The 25616-nt window shown below is 74.1% G+C and carries 17 protein-coding genes and 1 pseudogene; 8 read left to right on the top strand and 10 right to left on the bottom strand.

The genetic code is table 11. The features are described 5' to 3' along the window. Positions 1–33: 33 nt before the first annotated feature. The gene (locus WMF33_RS47030; RefSeq protein ID WP_437334671.1) at positions 34–579 is read right to left on the bottom strand and encodes a Uma2 family endonuclease; all 546 of its coding nucleotides are present in this window, start codon (positions 577–579) and stop codon (positions 34–36) included. Between the two features lie 277 nt (positions 580–856). On the opposite strand from WMF33_RS47030, the gene purN reads away from it, so the two are divergent. Together purN and WMF33_RS47020 are read left to right on the top strand one after the other, a co-directional pair. After that, the gene (purN, locus tag WMF33_RS47025) at positions 857–1552 is read left to right on the top strand and encodes a phosphoribosylglycinamide formyltransferase (protein ID WP_437334670.1); all 696 of its coding nucleotides are present in this window, start codon (positions 857–859) and stop codon (positions 1550–1552) included. Further along, on the top strand, positions 1549–3177 hold the full coding sequence (locus WMF33_RS47020) for an NAD(P)-binding protein (protein WP_061624474.1): 1629 nt from the start codon (positions 1549–1551) through the stop codon (positions 3175–3177). Before purN ends, WMF33_RS47020 begins: the two co-directional genes overlap by 4 nt. Before the next feature lie 249 nt (positions 3178–3426). Here the strand turns inward: WMF33_RS47020 and WMF33_RS47015 are convergent, their stop codons facing one another. Further along, a complete protein-coding gene (locus WMF33_RS47015; protein WP_437334669.1) occupies positions 3427–4221 on the bottom strand; it encodes an ABC transporter ATP-binding protein in 795 nt (264 codons plus the stop codon). Positions 4222–4929: 708 nt separating this feature from the next. Here WMF33_RS47015 and WMF33_RS47010 point away from each other — a divergent pair. Both WMF33_RS47010 and WMF33_RS47005 read left to right on the top strand, forming a co-directional pair. Continuing rightward, the gene (locus WMF33_RS47010; RefSeq protein WP_437334668.1) at positions 4930–6378 is read left to right on the top strand and encodes a hypothetical protein; all 1449 of its coding nucleotides are present in this window, start codon (positions 4930–4932) and stop codon (positions 6376–6378) included. A 260-nt stretch (positions 6379–6638) separates the two neighbouring features. Further along, on the top strand, positions 6639–8003 hold the full coding sequence (locus WMF33_RS47005; RefSeq protein ID WP_437334667.1) for a hypothetical protein: 1365 nt from the start codon (positions 6639–6641) through the stop codon (positions 8001–8003). A gap of 204 nt (positions 8004–8207) precedes the next feature. Here the strand turns inward: WMF33_RS47005 and WMF33_RS47000 are convergent. The 3 genes and pseudogenes from WMF33_RS47000 to WMF33_RS46990 all read right to left on the bottom strand — a co-directional run. Then, positions 8208–8300, bottom strand: a pseudogene (locus tag WMF33_RS47000) (hypothetical protein); the annotation flags it as partial. A gap of 23 nt (positions 8301–8323) precedes the next feature. Next, complete coding sequence (locus tag WMF33_RS46995) at positions 8324–9349, bottom strand: aminoglycoside phosphotransferase family protein (protein WP_437334666.1); 1026 nt, start codon at positions 9347–9349, stop codon at positions 8324–8326. Between the two features lie 107 nt (positions 9350–9456). After that, a complete protein-coding gene (locus WMF33_RS46990; protein WP_061627189.1) occupies positions 9457–9795 on the bottom strand; it encodes a hypothetical protein in 339 nt (112 codons plus the stop codon). 287 nt (positions 9796–10082) lie between these two features. Here WMF33_RS46990 and WMF33_RS46985 point away from each other — a divergent pair, with 287 nt between their 5' ends. Then, positions 10083–11888, top strand: coding sequence for a DUF2169 family type VI secretion system accessory protein (locus tag WMF33_RS46985; RefSeq protein ID WP_437334665.1), 1806 nt, complete (start codon positions 10083–10085; stop codon positions 11886–11888). A gap of 99 nt (positions 11889–11987) precedes the next feature. Then, a complete protein-coding gene (locus WMF33_RS46980; protein WP_437334664.1) occupies positions 11988–13442 on the top strand; it encodes a type VI secretion system Vgr family protein in 1455 nt (484 codons plus the stop codon). Between the two features lie 115 nt (positions 13443–13557). Here the strand turns inward: WMF33_RS46980 and WMF33_RS46975 are convergent, their stop codons facing one another. From WMF33_RS46975 to WMF33_RS46955, 5 genes are all read right to left on the bottom strand, one after another. Then, complete coding sequence (locus tag WMF33_RS46975) at positions 13558–14760, bottom strand: PAS domain-containing protein (protein ID WP_437334663.1); 1203 nt, start codon at positions 14758–14760, stop codon at positions 13558–13560. 407 nt (positions 14761–15167) lie between these two features. Continuing rightward, on the bottom strand, positions 15168–15587 hold the full coding sequence (locus WMF33_RS46970; protein ID WP_437334662.1) for a PIN domain-containing protein: 420 nt from the start codon (positions 15585–15587) through the stop codon (positions 15168–15170). Then, positions 15584–16534, bottom strand: a complete 951-nt coding sequence (locus tag WMF33_RS46965; protein ID WP_437334661.1) for a hypothetical protein — start codon at positions 16532–16534, stop codon at positions 15584–15586. Before WMF33_RS46965 ends, WMF33_RS46970 begins: the two co-directional genes overlap by 4 nt. 88 nt (positions 16535–16622) lie before the next feature. Continuing rightward, positions 16623–17027, bottom strand: a complete 405-nt coding sequence (locus WMF33_RS46960) for a hypothetical protein (protein WP_437334660.1) — start codon at positions 17025–17027, stop codon at positions 16623–16625. A 14-nt stretch (positions 17028–17041) separates the two neighbouring features. Continuing rightward, positions 17042–17788, bottom strand: coding sequence for a hypothetical protein (locus WMF33_RS46955; protein WP_437334659.1), 747 nt, complete (start codon positions 17786–17788; stop codon positions 17042–17044). Between the two features lie 597 nt (positions 17789–18385). Between WMF33_RS46955 and WMF33_RS46950 the strand changes: the two genes are divergently transcribed. Further along, positions 18386–20131 (top strand): ATP-binding protein, encoded by a 1746-nt coding sequence (locus WMF33_RS46950; RefSeq protein ID WP_437334658.1) that lies wholly within the window; start codon positions 18386–18388, stop codon positions 20129–20131. Further along, entirely contained in the window at positions 20128–25596 is a 5469-nt protein-coding gene (locus tag WMF33_RS46945) for a hypothetical protein (protein WP_437334657.1), read from the top strand. The genes WMF33_RS46950 and WMF33_RS46945 overlap by 4 nt, the downstream gene beginning before the upstream one ends. Positions 25597–25616 lie beyond the last annotated feature (20 nt).

Below are 25616 nucleotides of genomic sequence, written 5' to 3'. Positions count from 1 at the left end.
GGGACCGACCCCCGGCGGGGCCGCGTTCGCCGCTCATCCCCCGCGGTTCAGCCGCGCCCAGTAGGCGTCGACGGCGTCCGCTTGATCGGGGATCCGCGCGCATTCCGCGAGCTCGTCCAGATCGAGCTCGGGGAGCAACCCGCTCCGCTCGATCGGCTCGTACCCACCCTCCCCCAGCCGGTGGACGGAGATGCGTCCCTCCTTCCAGATCCACACCTCGGGCACCCCGAGCCCCCGGTAGACGTCGAGCTTGTCGATGCCGCCGCTCGTGATGAACACCTCGATCGCGATGTCGGGCCGCTTCGTGTTCACCTTGCCGACGCAGTAACACTCGTCGGGCTCCAGGCCGCGCTGCCTCTTCTTGCGGCGGTACGTGGTCGAGCCGTAGCCGTAGAGGCGAGCCCGGCGCGCGAGCGCCCACAGCTCGACGAGGCGCCCGATGCGCGTCTTGACATCCTCGTGGTCCGCCGACGGGCTCATGAGCTCGAGCACGCCTTCGCAGTAGGTCATCCGCAGGCCCGGGTGATCGTCGAGCAGCTTGCGCAGCGCGACGTACTCGTCCCAGGAGACGTTGGACATCACGAAGCGTTGCTCGCCCTGGCCGGACGGGGACGCCAAGGGCTCGGACAGGGGTGCCAACGGCTCGGACAGCGGAGCGACGGCGACCATGGGCTGAGGATAGGCGACCGCGGCGAGGCCGCAAGCGACGCTCCGCGGCGAGCCGAGGCGCTCTTGCGCCGCTCGCGCGAAGGGCAGCGCGCCATGACCCCGGGGCCGGGCCCCCGCGCCGGCGCCGGACGGCCGCTGCCGCCCCGGATCTCTCCCGCGCCCGCCCCCGCCGTAGTATCTGCCCCCCATGCCCCCCCTCGATCTCGGCGTCCTCATCTCCGGCCGCGGCTCGAACCTCCAGGCGATCCTCGACGCCATCGCCGCCGGCCGCCTCGACGCCCGCGTGCGGCTCGTCCTCTCGAACCGGCCCGGCGCCGCCGGCCTCGCGCGCGCCGAGCGCGCCGGCATCCCGACGCGCGTCATCTCGCACCAGGGGTTCGCCGATCGCGACAGCTTCGACGCCGCCGTCGTCGCCGCCCTCCGCGAGGCGGGCGCGGCCTGGGTCGTCCTCGCCGGCTTCATGCGCCTGCTCACGCCGACCTTCCTCGACGCCTTCCCGCACCGGGTCGTCAACATCCACCCTTCGCTCCTGCCCTCCTTCCCCGGCGTGGACGCCCAGCAGCAGGCGCTCGATCACGGCGTGCGCATCACCGGCTGCACCGTCCACCTCGTGGACACCGGCACCGACACGGGGCCCATCCTCGCGCAGGCCGCCGTCCCCGTCCTCGACGGGGACGACCGCGACGCCCTCGCCGCGCGCATCCTCGTCGAGGAGCACGCCCTGCTCGTCCGCGCCCTCTCGTGGATCGCCGAGGGGCGCCTCCGGGTCGCGCCGCCCGCCGCGCCCGGCGGGCGCGCGCGCGCGACGATCGCCGGCGTCGACACCGCGCTCGGGCTCGCCCAGGGCGGCCGCGCGCCCGAACAGGTCGGGGAAGGGGCGTGATCCACAAGCACTACGACGTCATCGTCCTCGGCCGCTCCATCGGCGCGCTCACCGCCGCGGCGCTCCTCGCGCGGCGCGACTTCACCGTCATGGTCGTCGGGCACGGCGAGCGCCCGCCCACCTACCGCCTCGACCAGCACGTGCTCCGCCGGCGCGCCTTCACCATGCTCGCCGAGCCCTCGCCCGCGTGGCGCCGCTTCCTCGTCGAGCTCGCCCAGTCGCAGACCTGGAAGCGCCGCATCGTCCCGGCCATGCCCATGCTGCAGGTCGTCGCGCCGCGCCGGCGCCTCGACGTGCCGCCCGACATGGTCCTCTTCGGCCGCGAGATCGACCGCGAGTTCCCCGAGCTCCGGCGCGTCGTCGACGAGCTCTACGCCGAGCTCGCCCACGTCAACGGCGCCGCCGACGACGCGTTCTCGCACGACGCCGTCTGGCCGCCGGGCACGTTCTGGGAGCGGCGCGAGACCGCGCGCTACGCCGCCATGCTCCCGTACGCGCGCGCCGAGCCCGACGCCGACCTGCTCGTCGAGTTCCCGCGCGGCCACCTGTTCCGCTCGATCGTCACGCAGTCCGTCCTCTTCGCCACGGATCTCTCGGCGCTCCCGCCCCCCTTCGCGGTGGCGCGCCTGCACGGGGCGTGGACGCGCGGGCTGATGATGCTCCCGCGCGGCGAGGAGGAGCTCGAGGAGTTCCTCGTCGAGCGCATCCTCGCCCACGGCGGCCGCTGCCTCCTCGACGAGCGCGCCGCCTCGGTCCACGTCCGCCGCGGCACCGCCGCGGGGGTCGTCGTCGACGGCGACGACCACCCGAACGGCAGCAGCTTCGTCATCACCGACATGGACGGCGAGACGCTCGCGAGCCTCTCGGGCGGCGAGGGCATCCACAAGCGCGCGCTGCGCGAGTGGCCTCGCATCACCTCCTCGGTCGGCCGCTTCGTCGTCTCGCTCATCGTGCGCCGCGAGGGCTTGCCCGAGCCGCTCGGCCCCGAGTCGCTCCTGCTCCCCTTCCCGTCCGTGCCTGCCGGCCGCTCGCTCGCCCCGCCGCCGCCGCGCGCGCCGGGCGACGCCTCCGGCGGGCGGCCGAGCTCGCCGCGCGCCACGCGGCCGTCCGGGCCGGGGCGCCCGGTGATCCACCTCCAGCGCTGCGACCTCCCGCCGCCGTCGACCGACACGCTGCTCGTGGCGGAGATCCTGCTGCCCGACCGGAGCCCGCTGTCGCTGCTCGAGGCGCGCCAGGCGGTGCTCGACGCGCTCACGGCCGAGCTCCCCTTCCTCGAGCGTCACCTCGTGCTCGTCGACTCGGTGCACGACGGGCTGCCCGTGTGGCTCTACGACGGCCAGCGCCGCCGCCTGATCGAGCGCGCCGCCCTGAAGGGCGCGGCCCCGGGCGCGGAGCCGATGGTGCGGCAGCTCGAGGTCGACCCGCCCGGCTATCTCGGGCTGGCGGGCGAGCCGATCCGCGGTCCGATCGAGCGCACGCTGCTCGTCGGCCGGAGCGTGCTGCCCGGCCTCGGCCAGGAGGGCCAGCTGCTCGCCGCGTGGGGCGCGGCGCGCCTCGTGACCCGCACCGACCGGCGCAAGGAGCGGATGCGGAGGGACATGTGGAGCAAGGTGGAGATCGGGTAGCGCGGGGGGGGCTTCGACGAAATGCCCGGCCCCCAGAGAGGGTGTTCTCGGGGCGGGGTGGGGGCCCCGCCGAACTCGCCTGAACCATGAGCCATCCGGCAAGCCGGATGACTCATGGTTCAGGCTCAGACATCGGCCCATCCCCCACCCCGCCCCGAGAACACCCTCTCTGGGGGCCTACCGCTTTCTATGAATCTGATCGGGGATCGGTAATTTCCGGCGGCGGGTGAGTCGCGAGAGCGCCGTGTGTCACGGGGAGCGGGGGAAGACCTGGTAGAAGCCGTCTCGCTCGACCACGGAGAGCGGCACGTCGAACAGGCGCGACAGGTTCTCGTCGGTCAGCACCTCGCGCTTCGGGCCGTCGGCGAAGATGCGGCCTTTCCTCAGCAGGACGACCCGCTCGATCTCGGGCGGGATCTCCTGCACGTGGTGCGTCACCAGGATCAGCGTCTTCCCGCTCCGCACGAGGCGCCTGAGCAGGTCGACGAGCTCGAACGCGGCCTTCAGGTCGAGGCTGGTCGTCGGCTCGTCGAGCACGAGCGCCTCCGGGTCGTGCACGAGCGCGCGCCCGAGCAGGCAGCGCCGCTGCTCGCCGGCGGACATCTCCGCGATCGGCTTGTCCCCGAGGTGCGCCACGCCGAGCTCGCGGAGCACCGCCTCGGCGCGCCCGCGCTGCGCGCCGGTCGGCGGCTGGTGCTCGTGCAGCCCGGCGCTCGCGAAGAAGCCGGAGAGCACCACGTCGGCCCCTCGCACCTCCCGCGGATAGGACATCTGCAGCTCGTACGACACGAGCCCCAACCTGCGCCGGAGGGCGAACACCTCCCACCTTTCGCGACCGAGGATCCGCACGCCCGAGCCCTCGCGGTGGACCGGATAGATCTCCTTCGAGAGCAGCCGGAGCAGCGTCGACTTCCCCGCCCCGTTGGGCCCGAGGATCGCGGTGCTCTCCCCCTGCTCGATGCGCAGCGACAGCCCCTCGAAGACGCGCGTATCGCCGCGGTACACCTCGGCGTCCTCGATCTCGATGAGCGCGGGCGCGCTCATCGGTCCACTCCACGGTTCGCGTTCATGCGGCGCAGACTACCGGAGTGCCTAGCTGGATAAAAGATGTACATCCTATCCAGCGAACCTCGCAATTCAAGCGCTTTTGACGAGCGGCACACCAATCTTACATGTCGGTACATGTCAGACATGCGCGATGTGATGCGGCGAGACCGAGGGTCGTCAGCTTGAATATTACTGCCAGGCTGCGTCCTCAAGGCCTCTTTCGTGGAATCTTCTGCTACCGGGCGCGAGATGGCGCCTCTCCCGGTGAGACAGCGAACGTTCGTGGGTGCGAGCCGCGCCGAGCACCCGAATCGTGATCCCCTGATGTGGCCCTTTGCCACGGTCGCATTCTCCTATGTTTGCGCGAATTTTCCCCTGTTTTCCCGCGCTTTCCCTGCGCCTTTCCCGCGCTTTCCCCGCGTCTTTCCCGCGCTTTTCCCAATGGAATCAGGGTTTTCGCGGTGGATCGTCCGTGCCCCGGATCGGCGATCCACTCGCGCGCTCACTCACCATCTCTCGCGGACAGGCACCGTCGAAAATCTGCGCATGAATTGGCGTTTGCCGATCTCGAGAGATGGATGGCCCGGTCGTTGCAGTCCCCCTGGCACCTTCAACGAGTGCCCCGCGCCAAGCCGATGCTGGCGCTCGGGAGTGAGAAAAATCCGACGCGGCGCCGAGCCGCTCGGCCACTTGGAGATTGACGCAATGACGAAGATCAAGGGTTCGCTTTTCGGTGCTGGGGCGGTCTCGTGCATGCTCGCCGCGCTCGGCGGGTGCATCGTCGCCGCGGACGACGGCTCCAGCGTCTCGGAAGAGAACGAGATTTTCGCCGATGAGGTCGCAGCGGCCGCGGCGGCGTCGCAGATGCGCTTCGGCGTTGCCCCCCAGTGGAGCCAGAACTGGGCGCCGGGCTCGTCCGGGCCGGCCAACGTCGACGTGGTCGCCGTGGGCGACTGGCTGCAGTCGAACGGCTTCACTTCCACACATAAGAGCAAGCTTCAGCAGATCGTCAACCAGGGGAAGACCCCCTACTTCTTCGGCTACATCGCCACGGACATGACGAAGAAGGGGCTCGGGTCCGATCGCGACTGCGACGGCGACTCCGGCGCGCCGCTGTGCCAGCGGGGCGCGGCGTACGTGCGCAGCAACATCGGCAAGATGGTGGAGGCCTACAAGCAGGCGGCGCAGTCGATCAACGCGTCCTTCGGCGGGCGGTCGGTCGAGGCCCTCATCCACATCGAGCCGGACTGGTACCAGTTCTCGCAGACGGCGCAGCAGAACGCGCTCACCGAGACGGAGTCCGACAACTTCATGAACCAGATCCTCGGCGCCATCCGCTCCGGGTGCCCGTCGTGCAAGGTGGTCATCGACTTCAGCCCGTGGTTCAGCCCGGGGGCCACCAAGTGGGCCTCGTCGGTCGGCGACTTCTACGACGGCTGGGACCGCAGCGTGGTCAAGTACGTCGGCCTCACGGGCAAGCAGTTCCCGTTCACCGAGGGCAAGATCGACAACTTCACCTACCGCGAGATCACGGCCGCGCTCGCCCTGCCGCTCGTCATCGTCGACGCGTACACGTTCGGCGGCGGCCCGATCAACGTCGACACCACCTGGCTGAACGCGAACAACGTCGCCAAGGCGGTCGACATGGGCGTCGCCATCGTCATGCTCTCGCAGACCGGCGACGTCGCCGCCTACGACCGCTTCATCGCCAGCGTGAAGGGCGGCAGCTCCAGCAGCAGCAGCTCCAGCAGCAGCTCGACGACCACGAGCAGCAGCTCGACGACCACGAGCAGCAGCAGCAGCGGCGGGGGCAGCGGCGGCTCCGGCGGCAGCGGTGGCGCCGGCGGCAGCGGCGGCTCCGGCGGCTCCGGCGGCGGCACCGGGACCGGCGTGCGCGTGGAGGGCGGCAATGTCGACGTCAGCATCACCACGTCGACGTCCTGGTCCAGCGGGTACTGCAAGGACGTCAAGCTGACGAACAAGGACACCCGCGAGGTCACGTGGACGCTCTATGTGCCCAGGGAGGGCACCATCTACAACAGCTGGAACGTCAAGGCCGACGCGACGAGCACCAACTTCGTGTTCTCTGGAACGTGGAACGCCAAGCTCTCGGCCGGCTCGAGCACCACCTTCGGCTATTGCGCGAACCGCTGACGGCCGGACCGAGGGCGCCGCGCGGCCGCGGAGGCGAGGAGCGCCTCACGGCCGCGCGGCGCGCCAGCCCGCCGAACGGCTGATCGACACGGGGCCAGAGGCCCTCCGGACTCCCCTCTTCTCCCGCTCTCCCGCGCCTTTTGGTATCCTGGGCGCACCGTGCCACCCGACCCGCAGCGCTGCCTCCTCGCCGGCCGCGGCCCGAGCCGCGCCACCCGCGCCGCCGCGCCGCGCGCGCGTTGTCCGGACCGGAGCGCCGCATGCCGCTGAAGCTCCGGGTCACCTGGCGCAACGCGGGCAGCCCGCTCTTGCCGGACGCGCTCTCCGAGGTGCAGGCGACGGCCGACGGCGCGCCGCTGCCGCTCGCCCGCGCGGGCCCGGGGCTGCGCGAGTTCGACGTCCCCGCGGGCGCGGCGCGCGTCGCGCTCACGGCGCGCTTCTCCGCGGCCTTCGGCGCCTTCGAGGACGTCCCGGCCCTCCAGGAAGAGGTCCTGTCGGTCGAGCAGGCCTTCGACGTCGCCGGCGGCGGGACGGCGCTCGGCCCCGCCCCGGACCCGGCGCTCGGGCAGGCGCACCCGCTCGTCGACGTGACGTCGACGCCGGGCCTCGCGCTCGCGCAGATCAGGACCGATTTCGTCGACATCACCCCCTTCTGGATGGCCTATGCGCGGTACTCGGACGAGTACCAGCGCGAGCACCGGCCCGGCACGGAGCTCGTGGCCCTCGGCGCCACCGCGGGAGAGCCGAAGATCTGGTTCGCGAGCATCCCGGAGGCCTGCAAGGCGCCGCCGGACGCCGGGGTCTCGGCCCTCGTGTTCTACCGGCCGGAAGGGTACGCGTATACCCGGGTCGATCAGCGCCACGAGATGTTCGGTCTGAATCGGTACCTGCTCAGCCCCGACCCGGATCCGAGCGCGTCGTACTGGGCGCGCGACGTGTTCGAGCGCGATCCGCGCGACCAGTCCCGCTGGGTGTATCTCCGCTGCGGCTTCGAGGAGGCGCTCGCCGCGAGCGGCAGGGCGGTGGTCCTGCTGCACCCGTGGCCGAGCGGCACGAGCTTCGGCGCCGCGACGAGCGCGGGCCTGCCCGGCCTGGCCGAGGCGGCGCTCCGCTTCCTCGCGGGCGCGCGCAGGATCGGGCTCGGGCCGGGCGGGGCGCGGCTCGGGAAGCTGGGGCTCGCGGGCTTCAGCGCGGGCGGGCTGCCGCTGTGGCAGGCGCTGGCCGCCAACCTGCGACGGGTGAGCGAGGTGTTCGCCTTCGACGCCCGCGGCATCGCCAAGAGCGAGGCCACGATCCTCCGCTGGTACAGCGGCGACGCCTCGCGCCGGCTGCGGATGACCGGCGGGCACCAGCTCGACGCGAACGCGGCGATCCAGCGGAGGCTCGCGGGCAGCTCGGACGGGGCCCGCGTCTCGTGCCTGCCGCCCGACAAGAGCGGCTATCTCCCCGGGGTCAACCCGCGCTGGGATCACGTGTGCTCCTCGCTCGACGACGGCGAGAAGGACGCCTATCTGAACGCCGACTGGGTATGGCACCAGTTCGCGATGTTCGGCGGCGTCCCGGAGGCCGGTGGGACGAGCGGCGTCACGTTCCTCCAGCGCTTCCTCGAGGCGTCGGATCTCTGAGCCGGACGGTTGCGGAGGGCTGGGGGCTGGGGCGGTTTTGGGCTGGGATTGCCGCATCGTCCTCCGTCTCTCGTCTTCGTCTTTCGTCCCCGTCTTTCGTCCCCGTCTTTCGTCCCCGTCTTTCGTCCCCGTCTTTCGTCTTCGCTCTTCCGTGCGCGTGCGCGTGCGCGCTCATTCCGGTGAATCGCGCACGCGCACGCGCACGAAGACGGAAGACGGGAGACGGAAGACGGAAGACGGAAGACGGAAGACGGAAGACGGAAGACGGAAGACGGAAGACGGAAGACGGAAGACGGGTTTTGCGCCTTTTGCATTCTCCCTCACGCCCGCGCGACGATCCTCGAGAGCGCCCGCATGTCCGCGTCATCGCCGAGCCGCGAGAGCGCGGCGCGCGCCGTCGCCAGCGCGGGCTCGACGTAGCGCAGGTAGCTCGGATCCGCGCCGATGCGGTCGAGGAAGACGAAGCGCCCGGCGTCCTTGAGCTTGCGCTGGACCGTCACCACCTCGAACTCCCGGCCGAGCGCCTCGCGCGCCGCCCGATCGAGCGCGGCGGCGGCCGCATACTCGTCGAGCCGGGCCTCGACGAACGGTCGATCGAGGTCCTGGAAGCTGTCGTTGAGGAGCGTCACCAGGTCGTAGACGCGCGGGCCGAGGAGGGCGTCCTGGAAGTCGAGCCACGCGAGCTCGAGGCCACCGCCCGGCGCGTCCACGACCATGAGGTTGCGGCTCTGGAGGTCGCGGTGGACGAAGCCGCGCGGCCACGCGGCGATGCGCCGGGCGAGCCGATCCGCCAGCGCGTCGAACTCGGCCCGCGCGGCGTCGTCGAGCCGGAGCCCGCGCGCGTCGAGCGCCCACGCGCGGAAATGGTCGAGCTCCCAGCGCAGCAGCGTCGCGTCGAGCGCGCAGGCGTCCACGATCGAGCCGCGCGGGAGCGCCGCGAGCGCCCGCTGCGCCCGCGCCAGATCGCGCACGGCGAGCGCGTAGATCTCGGCGCGACGCGCGGGCTCGCGCTCGACGAAGGCCGCGAGCGTGCGGTCCCCGAGGTCCTCCAGGAGGAGCAGGCCGTGCTCGCAGTCCTCCGCGAGCAGCGCCGGGACCCGGACGCCCCGCTCGCGCAGCAGCGCGTGCACCTCCAGGAACGGCCACCGCGGGGGAGCCGCGCCGGCCGCGGCGCCATCGCCGTCCGCGCTCGGCGCGAACATCGCGACCGCCGTGCCGGCCGGCGTGACGACGCGCAGGTAGCGCCGGCACGACACGCCGCCGCGCAGGGGCGAAAGCGACGACGGACCATGGCCCGTGACCCGCTGGACGAGCCGGTGCAGGGCGTCGGGGTCGAGCTCGCGCACGCCCCTTCGTACGCCGTCAGCCCATGCGGGCGCCAGCCTTCCTGGCGCGATCGCCTCCCGGCGCGGACGCCCGGTTCCCGGCGCGGCGGTGTGGCCGCCAGCGCGCCTCAGCAGGCGCCGGCGCAGCCGTCGGCGCTCTGGAACCAGAGGCCGCCAGAATCCTCGCACTCGCTGCGGTCGTACCTGCCCGAGCAGCAGCGCTCCTTGCTCTCGCACACCTTCGCGACGCTGTCGCCGCTCCGGAAGCAGCATTTCCGGCTCTCGGGCGGCTCGGGCGCGGCGGCCGGATCCTGGGGCGCGGCCGGGTCCCCGGGCGCGGTCGCCTTCTCGATGACCACCGGGACTGCGGGCGCGACGAGCGTGGCCACCGTGTCGCAGCCGAACGAGCCAATCATGACGAGGACGGCGAGCGCCGCCAGCGCGCGAGCGGTTCCAGCCAGCTTCATGATCGCAGTGGGTCGCATGGGCGCAGGGCGGCCGCAAGTTTCTGCGCGCCGCCGCCCCGCGCAGCGGCCGATACGGCGCTCGCCCCCAGCCATTCGTTATGGCGACAACGACCCTCTCGGGCGCCGCCACCGACCCTCGCGGCGCGCCATCGACCCTCTCGGGCGCAGCCGCCGACCCGCGCGGCGCCCTACAGCAGGGCCGCCGCGCGCGCACCGCCGGCAGATCGGCCCGGCGCGGCGCGCGTTCGGCCGGGGGCGCGACGGCGGCTGTGCTATACACCCGTGGAATGGCGAACAGTGCGACGGCGCCGGAGAGGGTCACGCCGCTGAACGGAGCCGCGGCGACCTCGGTGGCCTGGCGTCACCGGGGCGAGCTCCGCATCACCGTGATCGTCAAGGCCACCTTCGCCTTCGCGGCGGACGCGGAGATGCCGAGGGTCGAGCCGCAGAAGATCCTCCACGGGGAGGTGCACCACGGCAACAACCCGGGCCGGAGCGTCAGGCTCACGAGCGATCTGGCGCCGCGCCTCGACCAGGCCGACGTGCTCTTCACCGGCCACGCCCACGCGCCGCCGCCGGGCGCGCCCGTGCACTCCCTGCCTGTGCGACTCACGATCTCCGACGAGGGCGAGGTCCTCCTCGACAAGGAGCTCCTCGTCCAGGACAGGGCCGGGTTCCAGCGGATGCCGATCGTGTACGAGCGGGCGCTCCGCGGCGAGAGCGATCACGAGAACTTCCTCGGCGTTCAGGCGACCGGCGACCCGTCCGATCCCGAGGCGAACATCCTCGATCCGCTCCATCCGGCGCGCGCCGCCGGCTTCGGCCCGATCGCGCGCGCCTGGCCGGCGCGCAGGCGGCTGCTCGGCGCCACCCCGCGCAAGGCGCTCGACGCCCCCATCGCCGACATCCCCGACGCCTTCGCGTGGGCGTATTACCAGGCCGCGCCCCCCGATCAGCGGACGCGCCCCCTGCGCGGCGGCGAATGGATCGAGCTCACGGGGCTGCACCCCACGCTGCCGCGCCTCCGGATGCGGCTGCCCGAGGCGCGCGGCCGCGCGCGCATCCACGGCCTCTCGGCCTTCGGCGTGAGCGAGGGCCAGCCGCTCGATCTGCACGCGGACACGCTGCGCATCGACGGCGACGAGCAGCGGTGCACCCTCGTCTTCCGGGGCAGCTTCGCCGTCCCCGACGAGGCCGCGCTCGCGGCGGCCGCCATCGTGGCGGGGGTCGAGCTCCCCGGGGAGCCGCTAGAGTGGCCCGAGCGGCCCGCCGAGGCGGGCGCCGCGGGCCCCGGCCTCGCCCGGGCGGCCGACGCGGCCGGCCGCGCGCTCGGCCCGGACGACGGCGTCCTCGGCGCCACCCAGGCCGATCCGGCCGCCGGGTCGCGCACGATGAGCCTCGCGGAGGACGGCGTCGCGGCCTTCGTCCGGGCGGCGACGCCGTTCCGCGACGGACCTCCCCCCGGCGACACCGCCGGGCACGCCGCGGGCGCGGGGGCGCCGGCGCCCCGGTTCGACACCGGGACCCTCTCGCTCTCCTCGGCGGAGGACGCCCCGGCGGGGTCTCCCCTCACGACGCTGGCCTTGCTGTCCGAGGCCGACGACGCGGCGGACGCGCCGGCGCTCCCGTTCCAGCCGGCGCCCCCGGGCGCCGGGCTGCCTCCGTCGATGCTCGCCCGGGAGCCGGTCGCGGCCGACGAGCGCATGGGCTCGGGCACGCTCGCGCTCTCGTTCGAGGACGACTGGGAGCCGCGCGCCGACGCGCCCGGCGGCGCCGTCCCCGCGGCGCCGTCGCTCGATCCGGAGCCCGCGGCCGCGGCGGAGCCCTCGCTCGCGCGGATCCCGGAGCCGTCGTCCCCGGAGCTCCTGCCCGCCGCGGAGCCGCCGCCTCCGGCGCCCGCGCTGCCGGAGCCGTCGCCTCCGCCGCAGCCGGTGATCAGCGCCTCGCCCGCGCGGTCGTTCGAGCCGGACGAGCCGCCGGCGGCCCCGCCGCCCCGGCGGCCGCCGCCCCCGCCGCCGGAGCGCCCGTCGCTGCCGACCCCGTCCCCCGCATTGAGGAGGAGCCTTTACGAACGGTTCGAGCGCAAACGATAGCCCGCAAGGCCCGCCTCGACGGGCGCGCCGGGCGCCCTGGCGGGCGGCGCACCGAGGCGGGAGATCCTCTCCCACAGCACGATGGATGGAGCTGCGACGATGACCACCCAGCACGAATCCGTAGACATTCGCATCGAGCTCGCCGGCTTGTCGTCCGACGTCCTCCAGCTCAACAGCCTCTCGGGGCGCGAGGCGATCTCGCAGCTGTTCGCGTTCGACGTCGAGGTCGCGTGCCCGAACGAGGCGGCGGTCGACGGCCAGGCATTCGCGGGCGAGAGCGTCGCGCTCATCTTCGAGCGGGACGGCGTCGAGCTGCGGCGCATCCACGGGATGGTCGCCGAGGTGCACGATCGCCTCGCGACGCTGCTCGACCACCGGGCGTACCGGCTGCGCATCGTCCCGCGCGCGCACCGGCTCACGCTGGTCGAGACCACCGAGATCTCGATGAACAAGGCGGTGCCGGAGATCATCAAGCAGAAGCTGGAGCTCGTGGGCCTGAGCGGGAGCGACGTGGACTTCCGGCTGATGGGCAGCTATCCGCAGCGGGAGTTCTCGGTGCAGTACCAGGAGACCGATTTCGCCTTCATCTGCCGCCTGGCCGAGCACGTCGGGATCAGCTTCTTCTTCGAGCACCAGGACGGTCAGGACACGATGGTCTTCACCGACGACGCCAGCGGGTTCAAGCCCGCGGCCGGGGCCGCCGCGTCCGTCCAGTTCCGCGAGCGGGGGGAGACCCGTGACGTCTTCGAGATCGCGGCGACATCGCGGCTCGTGCCGAGCGTGTTCGTGGCCCGCGACTACAACTACCGGCAACCGATGCTCGATCTGACGTCGGAGCACGTCCTGCCCGCCGGGTATGCGGGGGGCGTGATCGAGTTCGGCGGGCACTACAAGACGCCGGCGGAGGGGAAGGTGCTGGCGCAGATCCGGGCCGAGGAGCGGCAGGCGACGCAGCTCGTCTACACGGGCAGGAGCGCCGTGTGCGGGATCGGCGCGGGCGCGCGGTCGACGCTGGAGGGGCACCCGAACCTCGAGGGGCTCGAGCTGCTCTTCGTCGAGGTGGAGCACCAGGCGACGCAGCCCGCCGGCGGCTGGGGCGGGGGCGAGGCGCCCCAGCGCTACGTGAACACCTTCCGGGCGATCCCGAGCAAGAACACGTATCGACCGCCGCGCGTCACGCCGGTCCCTCGGATCAGCGGCGTGGTCACGGGGATCGTCGACGCGGGGCCGGGCGGCGGGGGCAACGACGCGCAGATCGACGATCAGGGCAGGTACATGGTCCGGTTCCTGTTCGACACGGGGGCGGCCGGGGGCCTGACGTCGAGGCCGGTGCGCATGCTCCAGAACCACGCCGGCGCGAACTACGGCACGCATTTCCCGCTCAAGCCGGGGACCGAGGTGCTCATCGCCTTCGTGAACGGCGATCCCGATCGTCCGGTGATCGTCGGCGCCGCGCCCAACCCGCTGACGCCCTCTCCGGTGAACAGCGCCAACCGGTCGACCCACCGGATCAAGACGCAGGGGGGCATCGTCTTCGATCTCGTGGACGAGTGAGCCGCGCGCGGCGCCCCGGGCGAGGCGCGCCCCTGCGCGGGCCCGGGGCGGCGCGCCGCGCGTGGGGGCGGCGCGGCTGGGCGCGGGGCGGCGCGGCCGCGCGCCGGGAGGGCGTTCAGGGGGACGGCGTCTTGCCGGGCGCCGGGTGGCTCGGCGCGAGCGAGGCGGCCTGGGCGCGGGTCATGGTCCGGATGGCGTAGTTGAGGGCGGCGCGCAGGTTGCGTTGCGTGTTGAGCTGGGAGAGGTCGAGGCCGAGGGCGACCATGGTCTGGGCGACGGTCGGCTTGATGCCGGCGACGATGCCGTCGGCGCCGAGGAGCCGGATCGCGGTGACGAGCTCGACGAGGTGGGAGGCGACCTTGGTGTCGACGACCTCGACGCCGGTGAGGTCGAGGATGGCGAAGCTCGCACGCTTCTCGACGATCTGCTGGAGCAGGCTGTCCATGACCTCGGCGGTGCGCATGCTGTCGACGGTGCCGACCATGGGCAGCGTGAGCACGCCGTCCCAGACCTCGATGATGGGCGTGGAGAGATCGCGAATCACCTTCTGCTGCGCCGCGATCCGGTCGAGCTGAATGCGCAGCTCGTTCTCGACGTTCTTGGAGTCCGACACGTCGAGCGAGATCCCGAGCACGCCGTCGACGCGCTCGCCGGGCGCGCTGCGGAGCGGGATGAGCCAGGTGTCCCAGTAGGTGCCGTGCGCCTCGCTTCGGCCGTGGCGCACCTGGCCGTCGTACCATTGCCGCATCTCAGCGGCGGCGTCCGGGGAGGCGGCATAGAGGTCGAACAGGCTGCGCCCGAGGTGCTGCCCCGGTGTCAACCCGGTCTTCGTGACGGCCTTGCCCTGGTGATAGACGTACGTCCCGTCGCCGTCGGTCGCCCATATCGCGATGGGTTCCACGTGCTCGGCGATGCCGTCGAGGATGCGCGCCTTGAGCCGCAGCGTGCTCAGCTCCTCCTCGGTCGCCGCGGGCGCGGCCGCGGGGCGGAGCGAGCCGAGGACGGCGCCGCGATCGGACGACGACCGGCTGGCGGTGCACGAGAGCGGCCGGTAGGCGCCGCCGCCGTCGCGCAGGCGCACGTCGAACGAGACGGGCTCGCCGCGCTGGAGGAGCGCCGACCACGCCGCCGCGAGCGCCGCGCGATCGTCCGGGTGCGCGAGATCCGCGAGGAGCGCGCCGCCCTCGACCCCGGGGCCCAGCGCGTCGCGCAGCCCGCCGCTGCCGTGGAGCAGCGCCCCGTCGGCCGAGGCGATGAAGAGCAGATCGGGAGAACGGGCGAAGAGCTCGCCGAGTAACGCGCTGGGGGCAGATTCCATCAGGCTCACATCTCCTCGAGGGCAAGAAGCTAAATTATACCGTGGACGAAGCGCGCGGGGGAAGGGTTTCCCGGGTCGGCGCGATGCGATTGCGATGAGAATGCGCGCGGCATCAGCGTGCCGCCTTACGCGGCGAGAAAGCGGGCCGGCTCAGCGGCGCGTTACGGGGAGAGCGGCGGAGAGCGGCGGAGAGCGAGTTGCGTGGGCAGGAGCGGCGCAGGGGTGGTGAGGGGCGCGGGGGATTTGGCGGTCACAGGAACGTGAGAGCTCATCGAGGATTGGTTTGATCGGCAGATCGGACGTAGTCGCCGTAGGACAGGCCGTCGTCGCGCAGGACGTTGCAGCAGGACCAGAGCTTCTGGACGATTTGAGCGGAGGGGTTCGACACGTTCAGGGGACCTTGTCTTTCACTCGAAGCAGACGCGCTGGATGAACTCGCCGTGAAGTGGGTCGAAGTCCTTGTCCGTCGTGATCAGGGTAGCGGATGCTGCCCGAGCGCATGCCGCGATCCAGATATCGTTATCGGACAGCTTCTTTCCCTTTCGCACCAGGTATGTATGCATCGCGGCGTAGGCTTCGAACACGGCCTCATCGTGGATATCGATCGGCACGAGCTGCCCGAGGAGAGCTCGGAGACGTTCTGTCTTGTCTTCGCCCCAGCCGCGGTACTGCGCAAACGCGAGCGCCTCGCCGACCGTGACGACGGAGATCAGCGGGCGCTCCGCGCGCTTGCCGAGGCGCATCGCTGCATCGATCGCCCTGCCGGTCTCGTTCCCTCGTACGAGATGGAGGACGACCACAGTATCGAGCAGAACGAGCCCAGTCATGAGAGCTCTTTGATGGCCTGGTCGAACTCCTCGTCCGTCTCGTCGCCCGGCCACTTCCCGAAGATCGCGTTGACGCCGGACGTCGCGGTCTGCGGTCTGTAGAGCGCTCGCGGCTCCCTGCGACGACCGAAGATGGGCTTCGGGACCTTCGACCAGAAGCCGGAGATCCCCTCCCCATCTTCGATCCGCTCGGCGTCGAGCCGAAGGATACGACCCGAAGGGCGGTACACTGCCCGGCCGTGGACCAGGACGCGACGGCTGAGGAGCTCGCGGGCGGCCTCGACGCTCCCCCCAGCGAGCACGCCCCGGATCTCCTCTCCGCTGTCGAGCTTGATCGCGAAGGACTGGGTGCTCATCCGGACCATGTCGAGCAGGCCAGCGATGCGCACGGCCTGGGCTCTTGGCGTGGATGCGCTGAGCTTCCTCGCCGTCTCGACCGTAGCTCGGTCGAGCACGGCCTCGCCGGGAGCGCCGGTCCGGTGCTCCTCGACCCGAAGCGCGTCGAAGCCGCCCTCGAGCAACCGGCCGAAATGAGCGACGCGCTGGAGCAGGGGGCGATCGAAGCGCTCGCTGTCCGGGTTACCGGCGCCGACGTCCTGGAGGACGCCGGCGAGCACGTCGAACCCTGTCCAACCGGGAGGAGGCCGCGACGGCCATATCTCCGCCTGATGGTAGAGCTCCTCGGCGGCCTCGCCGAGCTCCGGGGCCTCGAAGTGCAAGGTCGTGTCGTCGTTGCCCTCGACGCCCACGAGCCGGATGTCGCAGGCGGCGTTGAACCATGCACGAGGCCGTCCGGCCGCGACGCTCCGCCCCTCGAACGCCATCAGGACGGAGCGTCGCACCGCGACGTCGACCTGCTGGAGGGCGACGCCCAGCGGAGCGGGGGGCACGCGATGGCCGAAGCCCTTCGGGCTGGAGAGGCGGACGGCGTGGTGGACGATGGGCACGGCGGGCTCCTTCGGGTCGTGGCGTGGCTCGGCCGAAACCGGCAGGAGGAGGATAGCGCGAGCTGGCGCCGCCGTGCAGGGTGGGGCGTCAGGTGTCGGGCTCCTGAGCGAAGTACTCCGCCACCTTCTCGAGAAAGTTGGGCTGGAGGGACGATGCGAGCTGGAGCTTACGGATTCCCTCGACGGTTTCGCACAGTTTGTTGAACGGCAGGAAGCCACACACCTCGGGAAGCGCCTTCTCGCGCAGCGCGAAGGTCGGGCGCTGGATCTCCTGCTCGACCTTGTCGCGGCGCTCCTCGGGCGCGACCAGGTAGAGCTTGATGTCGAGGTTCGGCTGGAGGGATAGGAGATCCGACATCCGGAGCAGGCCGGAGTAGATCGACGTGGTGCACTCGACCTCGAACACGCGCCGCACCCCGGTGAGATATCCAACGATCGTATCGAGGACCCATGCCCGCGCGCGAGGGCGGGAGGCCAGCTCAGTGGTGTACACGGCCTCCCCGGTGCTCAGGCAATCTCCGGCGGCGCGGGCGCCTCGGGCACGGCCTTCTTCGTCTTCTTCACCCTGGCCGCGGCGGCGCGGGGGACATGGAGCTCGTCCAGATAGCCGAACACCTGGGCATCGAGGTCGGGCGGCAGCTTCGGGTTGTGCTCTACCTCGTCGGCGATGCCTGCGCGCAGGCGGGAGAGGAGGCCTATCGTTGCGGCGCGGAGCGCGCCCGCGCCCTTGCGCGAGGTCTCCTTCATGTCGGCGCGATCGCTGAGCATGGAGTGGAGCCGCTCGCCGGCGTCGAGGAAGCCGCTGATCCAGTCATGGAGGGTCTCTCCGCCGGCGGCGGGGAAGCGCTCGAGATCGGCCTTGTGCTGCTTCAGGATCTTCTTGCGCTCGATGGCCGCCCTGGCCTCATCCGCATAGCTCGCCTTGAGCTCGGACAGGGCGGGGATGAACGCGCGGCGGATCCGTGTCGCAGCAGCGACCGTCTCCGCCGAAGCCTGCGGGTGCCGGAGGTAAGCCTCGGTCATGTACCAGACCGCCTTGCCGAAGCCATCGTGCTCCACGTCGGTCTCCTCGAGCTCCGCCGCTAGGGCCTTCCCTCCGATCACGACGGGAGGAAGCGCGGAGATCTCCTCCAGCTTCTTCGCGAGCATCGGCTCGTAGGTCTTGCCGGAGCTCGTGCGCAAGAGCGCCGGTTTGCGCTTGTCGAACAGGTCGGTGAGTCCGAGCTTCAGATCTGACAGCGTGAGGTTTTGCATCCGAACGAGGGTAGAAAGGCAAGCAGAAACGTCAAGCCGCCCCGGCCGTCGGAACAGTGCCGCTCGAAGGAGCGTGACGGCGAGGTGGCGCGCGGCGAACGGCGGCGCCAGGGTCCAAGACGTCAGTCATCCCGCGCGTCCCGCGCGTCCCGCGCGCGCCGGAGCCCCACCGGCGAGACGCGGTGGTGGCGACGACCCTCCCCGCAACCCCGGCCGCGAGGCGCATGGGTCGCAGCGAACATCCCGGCATCCCCGCGGCGAGGCGGCCACGCAGCGAGGAGCGTGCCTTCTGCCCCGGCGGCGAGGCGCGGGCGTTGCGCCGACCATCCCTGCTGCCCCGGCGGCGAAGCGGGGGCGTTGCGCCGACCATCCCTCGTGCCCCGGCAGCGAGGCGCGGCGCTGCGCCGACCATCCCTGCTGCCCCGGCGACGAGGCGAACAAGCCGGGGCCACGACGGCGATCTGCAGGGCGCCGGGAAGGGACATCATGAGTCTTCCAGAACACGCCCGAGGACCACCTCCGCCCTGGGATACCCCATGAGCCTTCCAGGACACGCCCGAGGACCACCTCCGCCCTGTGATACCCTCGCAACGCGCCATGGCCCCCTACCGATCGTCCCGCGAGGACCGCGCCGCGCCGAAGGCGCCGCCCCCAGGCCCCGTGGCCGACATGGTGCAGCAGTTCGCCGACCCGTACGCCTTCCTCCGCGAGCTCGTGCAGAACGGCATGGACGCCGGCGCGCGCAAGATCTCCGTGCGCGTCGAGACGCTGCCCGGCGCCTGCGCCACCTCGGTCGCCGACGACGGCAGCGGCATGAGCCGCGAGGACATCGAGGGACCGCTCCTCACCCTCTTCAGCTCGTCCAAGGAAGGCGACCCCAGCAAGATCGGCAAATACGGCGTCGGCTTCGTCTCCGTGTTCGCCATCCAGCCAGAGCAGGTCGACGTCGAGACGTGGCGCGACGGCCAGGCCTGGCTCCTCCACCTGCGCAGCGACACGAGCTACGAGCTCGAGGACGCCGGCCCCCGACAGGGCAGCGGCACCCGCGTGACCCTGATCCAGCGGCTCAGCCGGGAGGCGTTCGTGGAGCACGCGCGGCGCGCGCGGGCGGCGCTCCGCCGCTGGTGCCGCCACGCCGAGTGCGAGATCGCCCTCAGCATCGCCGACCACGAAGGGAACGCGCGCGCATCCGTCGAGCGCATCGACGCCCCGCTCTCCGTCGCGGCCCCCGTGTCCGTGACCGCCGTCGAGGAGGACGCCACCTTCGTGGTCGGCCCGTCCGCCGGCGCCCAGCACCTCCCACCCCCCACCGGCGGCGAGCCCGCCGCCGAGCAGGGCCAGAGCTTCGCCGGCTTCTACAACCGCGGCCTCACCCTGTTCGAGACCACGGACGAGCTCTTCGGCGGGCTGTCGGGCGTTCGGTTCAAGGTGATGAGCCCCCACCTCCAGCACACCCTGAGCCGCGACAACGTGCGCCGCGACGACGCCTTCTGGGAGGCGCTCGCCCGCGTGCGCGAGCTCGTCAAAGGGCCGCTCCGCCGCAAGCTCGCCGCACGCCTCCCCAAGGCCGCGGCGAGGGCCGCCGCCAGCGAGCGCGCCGCCGCCACGTACGCGGCCATGCTCGAGGCGGCGCTGTCGCCGCCGACCGCGCTCGATCCCGACGAGATCCCGTTCCCGCTCGCGAGCCCCGTCGCCGGCGACCGGGCGCGCGCCGGCCTGCGGGCGCTCGCGCCAGGGCGCGAGCCGCTGCTCGTCGCCGATCGGGCCGACGCGCTGACCGAGGCCATGGCGCAGGGCGGCCTGCCCGTCGTGCTGTGCAACCACCCCGCCACCGTCGCGCTGCTCAAGCGGTGCTTCCCGGCGGCGCGCATCGAGCACGCGCGCGCGGCCTACCTGCTCGTGCACGAGGCGCCCGAGAGCGCCCGCGCGGCCGACGCGCCGCTGCTCCAGGTGGTCGAAGGCGCCCTCGCCCGCGCCCGGCACCGGGTCGCCCGCGTGAGCCTCTGCCAGATCCAGGGCGCCCTCCGCGAGCGCGGCGCGATCCTCCTGCCCGCCCGCGAGCGCGGCGGGCCCGAGCGGAGCTGCCACGCCGCGCGCGACGTGGTGCGGCGCGCGGCCCGCTTCCGGCCAGGGCACGCCCTCTACCTCAACGTCGACAGCGACACCGTGGCGCTCGCGCGCAGGCGCGCCGCCGTCGATCCCGTGACCGCCGGCAACCTGCTCGCCCGCGCGCTGCTCGTCGAGGCCAAGGGGCCGCTCGACCCCGACGACAGCGACCGGCTCCTCGACCTCGCGGCGAGCCCGCCGCCGCTCGCGCGCGCGCCGAAGGGGCTCCCGCGGTGAGCCGGATCGTCGCCCGCGGCGCCATCCGCGTCGATGCCCGCCGCGCCGTCCAGAAGCTCCGGGAACACCTGCTCGTCGACCTGGACCTCTACCTGCTCGAGCTCGTCCGCGCCGCCGCGGCCGGCGGCGCGACGCGGATCGACCTCGAGTACGACGCCGACGACGTCGCCGTGACCTTCGACGGAGCGCCGCCCGACGCGCCCGTCCTCACGCGCCTGCTCGACCACGTGCTCAACGCCGCGCCCGACGCGCCGTCCCGGAGGCTCCGGCTGCTCGCGCTCGGCGTGAACGCGGCGCTCGGGCTGCGCCCCGCGCGCGTCGACCTGATCACGACCGGCCGCGGGCCGTCCGGCGAGGCCTCCGGGGCGACCTGCACGCGCGTGCGCTTCACGCCCGCCCTGCTCGAGGCGCCAGCCGACGCCCTCGCGCCGGCCGCCGCCCCCGCCTGCGACGAGGTGCCGCGGCCGCCCGGTATGCCCGCCGCCGGGCTGCGCGTCGAGGTGCGGCGGCGGCTCGGATGGTCGGTGCTGCGCCGGGCGCTCACCGGCGACACCCCGCCGGAGCTCGCCCACCTGGCCGCGGCCACCGCCGACTTCCCGATCCCGATCACCCTCGCCGGCGAGCCGCTCCGCCGCTCCCTCCCGGGCGGCCAGCCCGCGGCGCTCGTGCGCGTGCCGTTCCACGTGCACGGCGCGCGCCGCGCCGCGATCGAGATCGTCGCGCCCCGCGACCTCGCGGCCGCGCCGGCCGCCGCCACGCCCCTGCCCGCGGCGCCCTCGTCGCCGCTCTCCAACGCCCTGTCTCCCGTCCCGCCGCTGTCCCCGCCCCCGTCCCTGCCCCTCTCCGGCCTGCCCGCCGTCGACTACCTCGAGCACGGCGTGCTGCTCGTCCGCGAGCGCTTCCACTTCGAGCCGCGGTTCCCCTCGGCGCCCTACCAGGGCGTCGAGCTCCCGGTCCGCCTCGTCGTCGACGCGGACGAGCTGCCCACCAACGCCTCGCGCTCGGCGCTGCGCGAGGACGCGCCCCTCCGCGCGCGCCTCCGCGAGGCGGCGAGCGGCGCGCTGCTCGACGCGCTCGCGGCGCTCACCGCCGTCGCCCGCGGCGAGGGCACGATCCCCGAGGGCGCGCTCGTCCTCGACGAGGACCGCGGCCGGATCGAGGACGCGCTCGCGGCCTTCGCGTGCGTCGCGACCGGGGCGGCGCGCGCGGGCGGGAGGCTGCCCCCGGAGGCGCAGGCCGCGCGCGAGCTCCCGCTGCTCCGCGACGGGCACGGGCGGCCGATGTCGCTCGCGGCGCTCGACGCGCACGACGCGACGACCCTGTTCATCCATCGCGGCGACGCGAGGCTCCCGGAGGAGCTCTCCCCCTGGGCCAGCGACGTGATCTGGAGCCGCGGGGGGCTCGTCGAGCGCGCGCTCGCCGGGCTCCCGCTCGCCGACACGGAGGCGATGATCGAGCAGGCGAAGCTCGGCGCCGGGCGCCGCAGGGCGTTCCTCCTGCACGCGACCGGCGAGCCCGTGGTGCCGCCCTCGCCCGAGCACGCCTTCCGCGCCGCCTTCCACGTGGACGAGGGGCCGCTCGACGGCCTGCGCGGCGAGCTCGCCGTCTTCGCCGACGGCGGCGAGGCCCACCGCGGCGCCGAGGTCCGGGTGTTCGTGGACGGGCGGCACCTCGAGACCGTGGCGCTCGATCCCGCCGCCGTCCCCCTGCCCGTGGAGATCGCGCTCGCGTGGGAGGGGCGCGTGCGGCCGCGGTTCGGGTACGACGGCGTGGAGCGCGACGCGCGCTTCATCCGCGCGATCCGCCACGCGCTCGGCGTCGCGCTCGCCGCGGCCGACGCCGAGGCGCGGCGGCTCTTCGGGCCGAGGGCCGCGCACCAGGGCGCGCCGCCGCCCGAGCGCGAGCTCGCTCGCCTGAGGGGCCCGCTGCGCGCCGCGATCGGGACGCTGTTCTGCGCCCCGCCGCGCCTCGGCGCGCCCGGCGGCAGGCAGGCGCGGCGCGGCGCGCCGGGGCGGCGCGGCGGCGATGACCTCGCGCCGTCGCGCTTCGGCGGCCTCCTGGAGGCGCGGCTCTGGCCGCTGCACGGGTCGAGCCGGCTCATGAGCCTCAAGGGCCTGGCCGCGTTCGCGCGGGCGGCGGGCGGCCTCTGCACCGCGCCGCCCGAGGCGCGGGGGCGCGCGGCCGACCGGCGGCCCGTGCTCGCCGCCTCGCAGCGCGAGCTCGACTGGCTCGCCACCGCGATCCCGGGGTGCGAGCTCGTCCCCTACACGCCGGGGCTCTTCGGCGAGGACGAGCTCGAGGCGCGCGGCCCGGCGCGGCGGCGCGCGCTCGCGGCGTCGCTGGAGAAGCTCGCGCCGAAGGGCGCCGCGGACGCGCCGGTCCTCGAGGTCGCCGGCGCCGGCTTCCTCGCCCTCGCCACGCCCGGCGACGCGATGGTCGAGGTGTGGCACCACGCGTCGCAGCCGCTCGCCACCCTGAAGGCCGCGCCGCTCCTCGGCCCCGCCCACGTCGCGATCGACGACGACGCGGCGGTGCCGAACCGGGCGTGGAACGGCGTCGTGTCGCCCCGCAACGACGCCGCGGTCCACGAGGTCGAGCGCGCGCTCTGCGAGGCGATCGTCGCCGCGCTCGAGGGCGACGCGGCGGCGCGCGCGCGGCTCGGGCTGCGGGACGATCCGCTCCGCCACGGCGGCAGGCCGGACGCGCGCCTCGCCGCCTACCTCCTCGACTGCGCGCGGGCGCTCGCGGAGCGGGCCCGGAGCACGCCGGCCGAGGCGGGCCCCGGCGGGCTCGCGGCGCGCATCCGGCGCCTGCCGCTGCTCGCGATGCTCGACCCGCGCGGCCACGAGGTCGCGTGCTCGCTCGAGGCCGTCGACCGGACGCACCCGCCGCCGGCGCCGATCCCGGTGCTCGACGAGGCGCCCGGCTTCGAGACGCTCGCCTGGCACCCCCTCGTCGTCCGCGACCCGCGGGAGCGCGCGGCGCTCCTGCGGTGGGCCGGCGGCCGCGTCCTCCCGGCGGCCGCCGGGGTGCCGGCGCGGCGGCTCCGCGCCGCCATCGAGCAGAACCTCCGCAAGCGCGCCGAGAGGGCGCGAGAGACGCAAGAGACGCAAGAGACGCAAGAGGAGCGCCGGGCGGGCGCCGGCGCCGCGCCGGCGCCGCCCGCGCCGCTCGCGCAGCCGGGCGCGCCGTCGCACCCGCTCCTCCGGGTGAGCCCCGCGGCGCTCGGCGTGCGCGATCTCGAGGGCGAGATCGAGATCGTCGAGGGGCCGGCGTCGGACGCCCGCCTCGTCGGCCCGGGCGGCGAGGAGCGGCGCGTCGAGGTGGACCTGCCGATCCCGCTGCGCATCGTGGCGCGCGTCTCCGCCGCGGACCCGCCGAGGGACGAGGTGCACGCGCTGCTGACGCGCCTCGCGAAGGGCGCGGGCCGCTACCTGATCTCGCTCGCGCCCCACTTCGACGAGCTGCCGCCGTTCGTCCGGAGCCACACGCGCCGCGCGGTCCTGCGGACGCTCGCCCAGGGCAAGCGCGTGGTCGCGGGCGCCGCGAGCGCGCCGCTGTTCCCCGACATCGAGGGGACCCTCTGGTCGCTCGACGAGCTCCGGCTCAACCCGCGCGCCACGTGGCTGTGCACCTCGACGCCGCCGCCCTACCCGAAGCAGCGCTACGAGCGGCCGGTGCTCGCGCTGAGCACGCCCGAGCGGCTGCAGCTCGCGACGGCGGTGGTCGTCAAGGACATCACCGACGTCGTGGCGCGCGATCGCGCGACCGAGGAGCGCCTCGCGGCGCCGCCGCTCGCCGTCGTCGGCCTCGACGACGCCGCGCGCGCGGCGTGCTTCGCCGTCTTCCCCTTCGCCCCGCAGGAGGGCGCGCCGCCGGCGCACGGCGAGATCGGCCTGCTCGCCCCGGAGCACGCCGGCGCGGCCGGGATCGCGGTGCACGTCGGGCGGCGCCCGCTCTGCGCGATCGACGCCGGCGACGGGTGGCCGCTGTGCGCGGCCGTCAACGACGACGCGCTCGAGCCGAACCGCGCCTTCGACGGGCTCAAGGCGAGCGCGGACGCGGCGAGGCTCCGGCAGGCGGTGCGCGACGCCGCCGGCCGGTGGCTGCGCGGCCGGCTCGCGCCGCCCGGGGACGCGCTCGCGACGCGGTGGATCGACGCCGCCACGGGCGGGCCGCGGCCGCTGTTCGTGACCGGCGCGCTCTGGCTGCCGGCGCGGTGGCCCCGCGCGCCGCGGGTGCTCGTCGGCGCGCCCTCCGCGGCGACCGTCGAGGGCCGCGGCGCCGGCGAGGGCAGCGACCCCGGCGAGGGCGGCGGCCCTGGCGAGGGCGGCGGCCCTGGCGAGGGCGGCGGCCCTGGCGAGGGCGGCGGCCCCGGCGAGGGCCGCGACGCCGGCGAGGGCTTCACGCCGCGCGCGCTGCTCTCCGGGGCGGGCGCCGGCGGCGTGAGCGGGCTCGCGCCGGTCGAGGGGATGCTCCTCGTGTGGCCGCTCCACGCGGCGCCGTGGGAAACGGTCGCGGAGCTCGCGATGGCGGCGGCGGCCTCGATGGCGGCCGAGCTCTCGGACGAGGCGGCCGCCGCGCCGTACCTGTGGAACCTGCACCTGCTCGGCCGCCTCTCCGGCGGCAGGCTCGCCGCGCGGACCGCCGGTGGGGAGACCGTCGGCCCGGCGGAGGTCCGCGCGGAGCTCGCGGCGCGCGGCTGCCTGTGGATCACCGATCGCCGCGGGAGCGCGGACGGCGATTTCCCGGAGGAGACGCCGGCGTTCGTGCTGCTCGACGACGGCTCGCCGCTCGTCGAGGTGCTGCGCCACCGGGCCGCCCCGGGCGCGCTGCGCGAGCTCGGCGCGCCCGCGGCGCCGCCGGCGTCGACCGGCGCCGGCGCGGGCGCGGCCGAGGTCGGGGTCGCCGCCGGGGCCGTCGCCTTCGCGGCGAACGCCGAAGCGCCGCCGAGCTCCCGCGGCGCGCGCGCCGCCGCGGGCATGACCCTGGAGCGATCCCCCGCGGGCGCATCCAGCGCCGAGGCCGCCGCGGGCGCGCCCGACTCGAGCCGCGCGCGCGCGTGGGTCGGCGCGCTGTGGCGCAGCGTCCGCGGCCTCATCGGCGGCGAGGCGGCGGCGCTGCCCGGCGCCTCGCCCGAGCGGCGCGGCGCCCCGGCCGAGAGCCCGCTCGCGGCGGCGCTCGGCGAGGCCATCGCCCGGATGGGCCTCGCGGGGTCCCCGGTCCGCGCCGTCGTCGAGAGCCGCTCGGGGCGGCCGGTCCGTTACGACGCGAGCCGGTGCCACATCGTCGTCAACACCGAGCACGAGGCGCTCGCGTGGCTGCGCGGGCGCGGCGCGCCGGACCCCGCGGCCGTCGCGCTGCTGGCGGCGGCCGCCGTCGGCGAGGTGAACCGCGCGCTCAAATCGGTCACCGACGCGGAGGAGCGCCGGGCGCTCGAGCACCTGCTGCGCTGGATGGGGTAGCGCGCGCCGGCGGCGCGCCG

Origin of the sequence: Sorangium sp. So ce394 (assembly GCF_051474665.1) — a bacterium.
Lineage (GTDB): Bacteria > Myxococcota_A > Polyangia > Polyangiales > Polyangiaceae > Sorangium > Sorangium cellulosum_D.
The sequence above is the reverse complement of the archived record's forward strand: the minus strand, read 5'-3'. Positions and strand labels throughout refer to the sequence as shown.

Bases quoted from the DNA above. Each gene is read 5' to 3' on its own strand.
- WMF33_RS46990 (WP_061627189.1), bottom strand. From the start codon at position 9,795: ATGAAGCTGGCTGGAACCGCTCGCGCGCTGGCGGCGCTCGCCGTCCTC.
- WMF33_RS46950 (WP_437334658.1), top strand. From the start codon at position 18,386: ATGGCCCCCTACCGATCGTCCCGCGAGGACCGCGCCGCGCCGAAGGCG.
- WMF33_RS47030 (WP_437334671.1), bottom strand. From the start codon at position 579: ATGTCCAACGTCTCCTGGGACGAGTACGTCGCGCTGCGCAAGCTGCTC.
- purN (WP_437334670.1), top strand. From the start codon at position 857: ATGCCCCCCCTCGATCTCGGCGTCCTCATCTCCGGCCGCGGCTCGAAC.
- WMF33_RS46985 (WP_437334665.1), top strand. From the start codon at position 10,083: ATGGCGAACAGTGCGACGGCGCCGGAGAGGGTCACGCCGCTGAACGGA.
- WMF33_RS46970 (WP_437334662.1), bottom strand. From the start codon at position 15,587: ATGACTGGGCTCGTTCTGCTCGATACTGTGGTCGTCCTCCATCTCGTA.
- WMF33_RS47010 (WP_437334668.1), top strand. From the start codon at position 4,930: ATGACGAAGATCAAGGGTTCGCTTTTCGGTGCTGGGGCGGTCTCGTGC.
- WMF33_RS46980 (WP_437334664.1), top strand. From the start codon at position 11,988: ATGACCACCCAGCACGAATCCGTAGACATTCGCATCGAGCTCGCCGGC.
- WMF33_RS47005 (WP_437334667.1), top strand. From the start codon at position 6,639: ATGCCGCTGAAGCTCCGGGTCACCTGGCGCAACGCGGGCAGCCCGCTC.
- WMF33_RS46955 (WP_437334659.1), bottom strand. From the start codon at position 17,788: ATGCAAAACCTCACGCTGTCAGATCTGAAGCTCGGACTCACCGACCTG.
- WMF33_RS46975 (WP_437334663.1), bottom strand. From the start codon at position 14,760: ATGGAATCTGCCCCCAGCGCGTTACTCGGCGAGCTCTTCGCCCGTTCT.
- WMF33_RS47015 (WP_437334669.1), bottom strand. From the start codon at position 4,221: ATGAGCGCGCCCGCGCTCATCGAGATCGAGGACGCCGAGGTGTACCGC.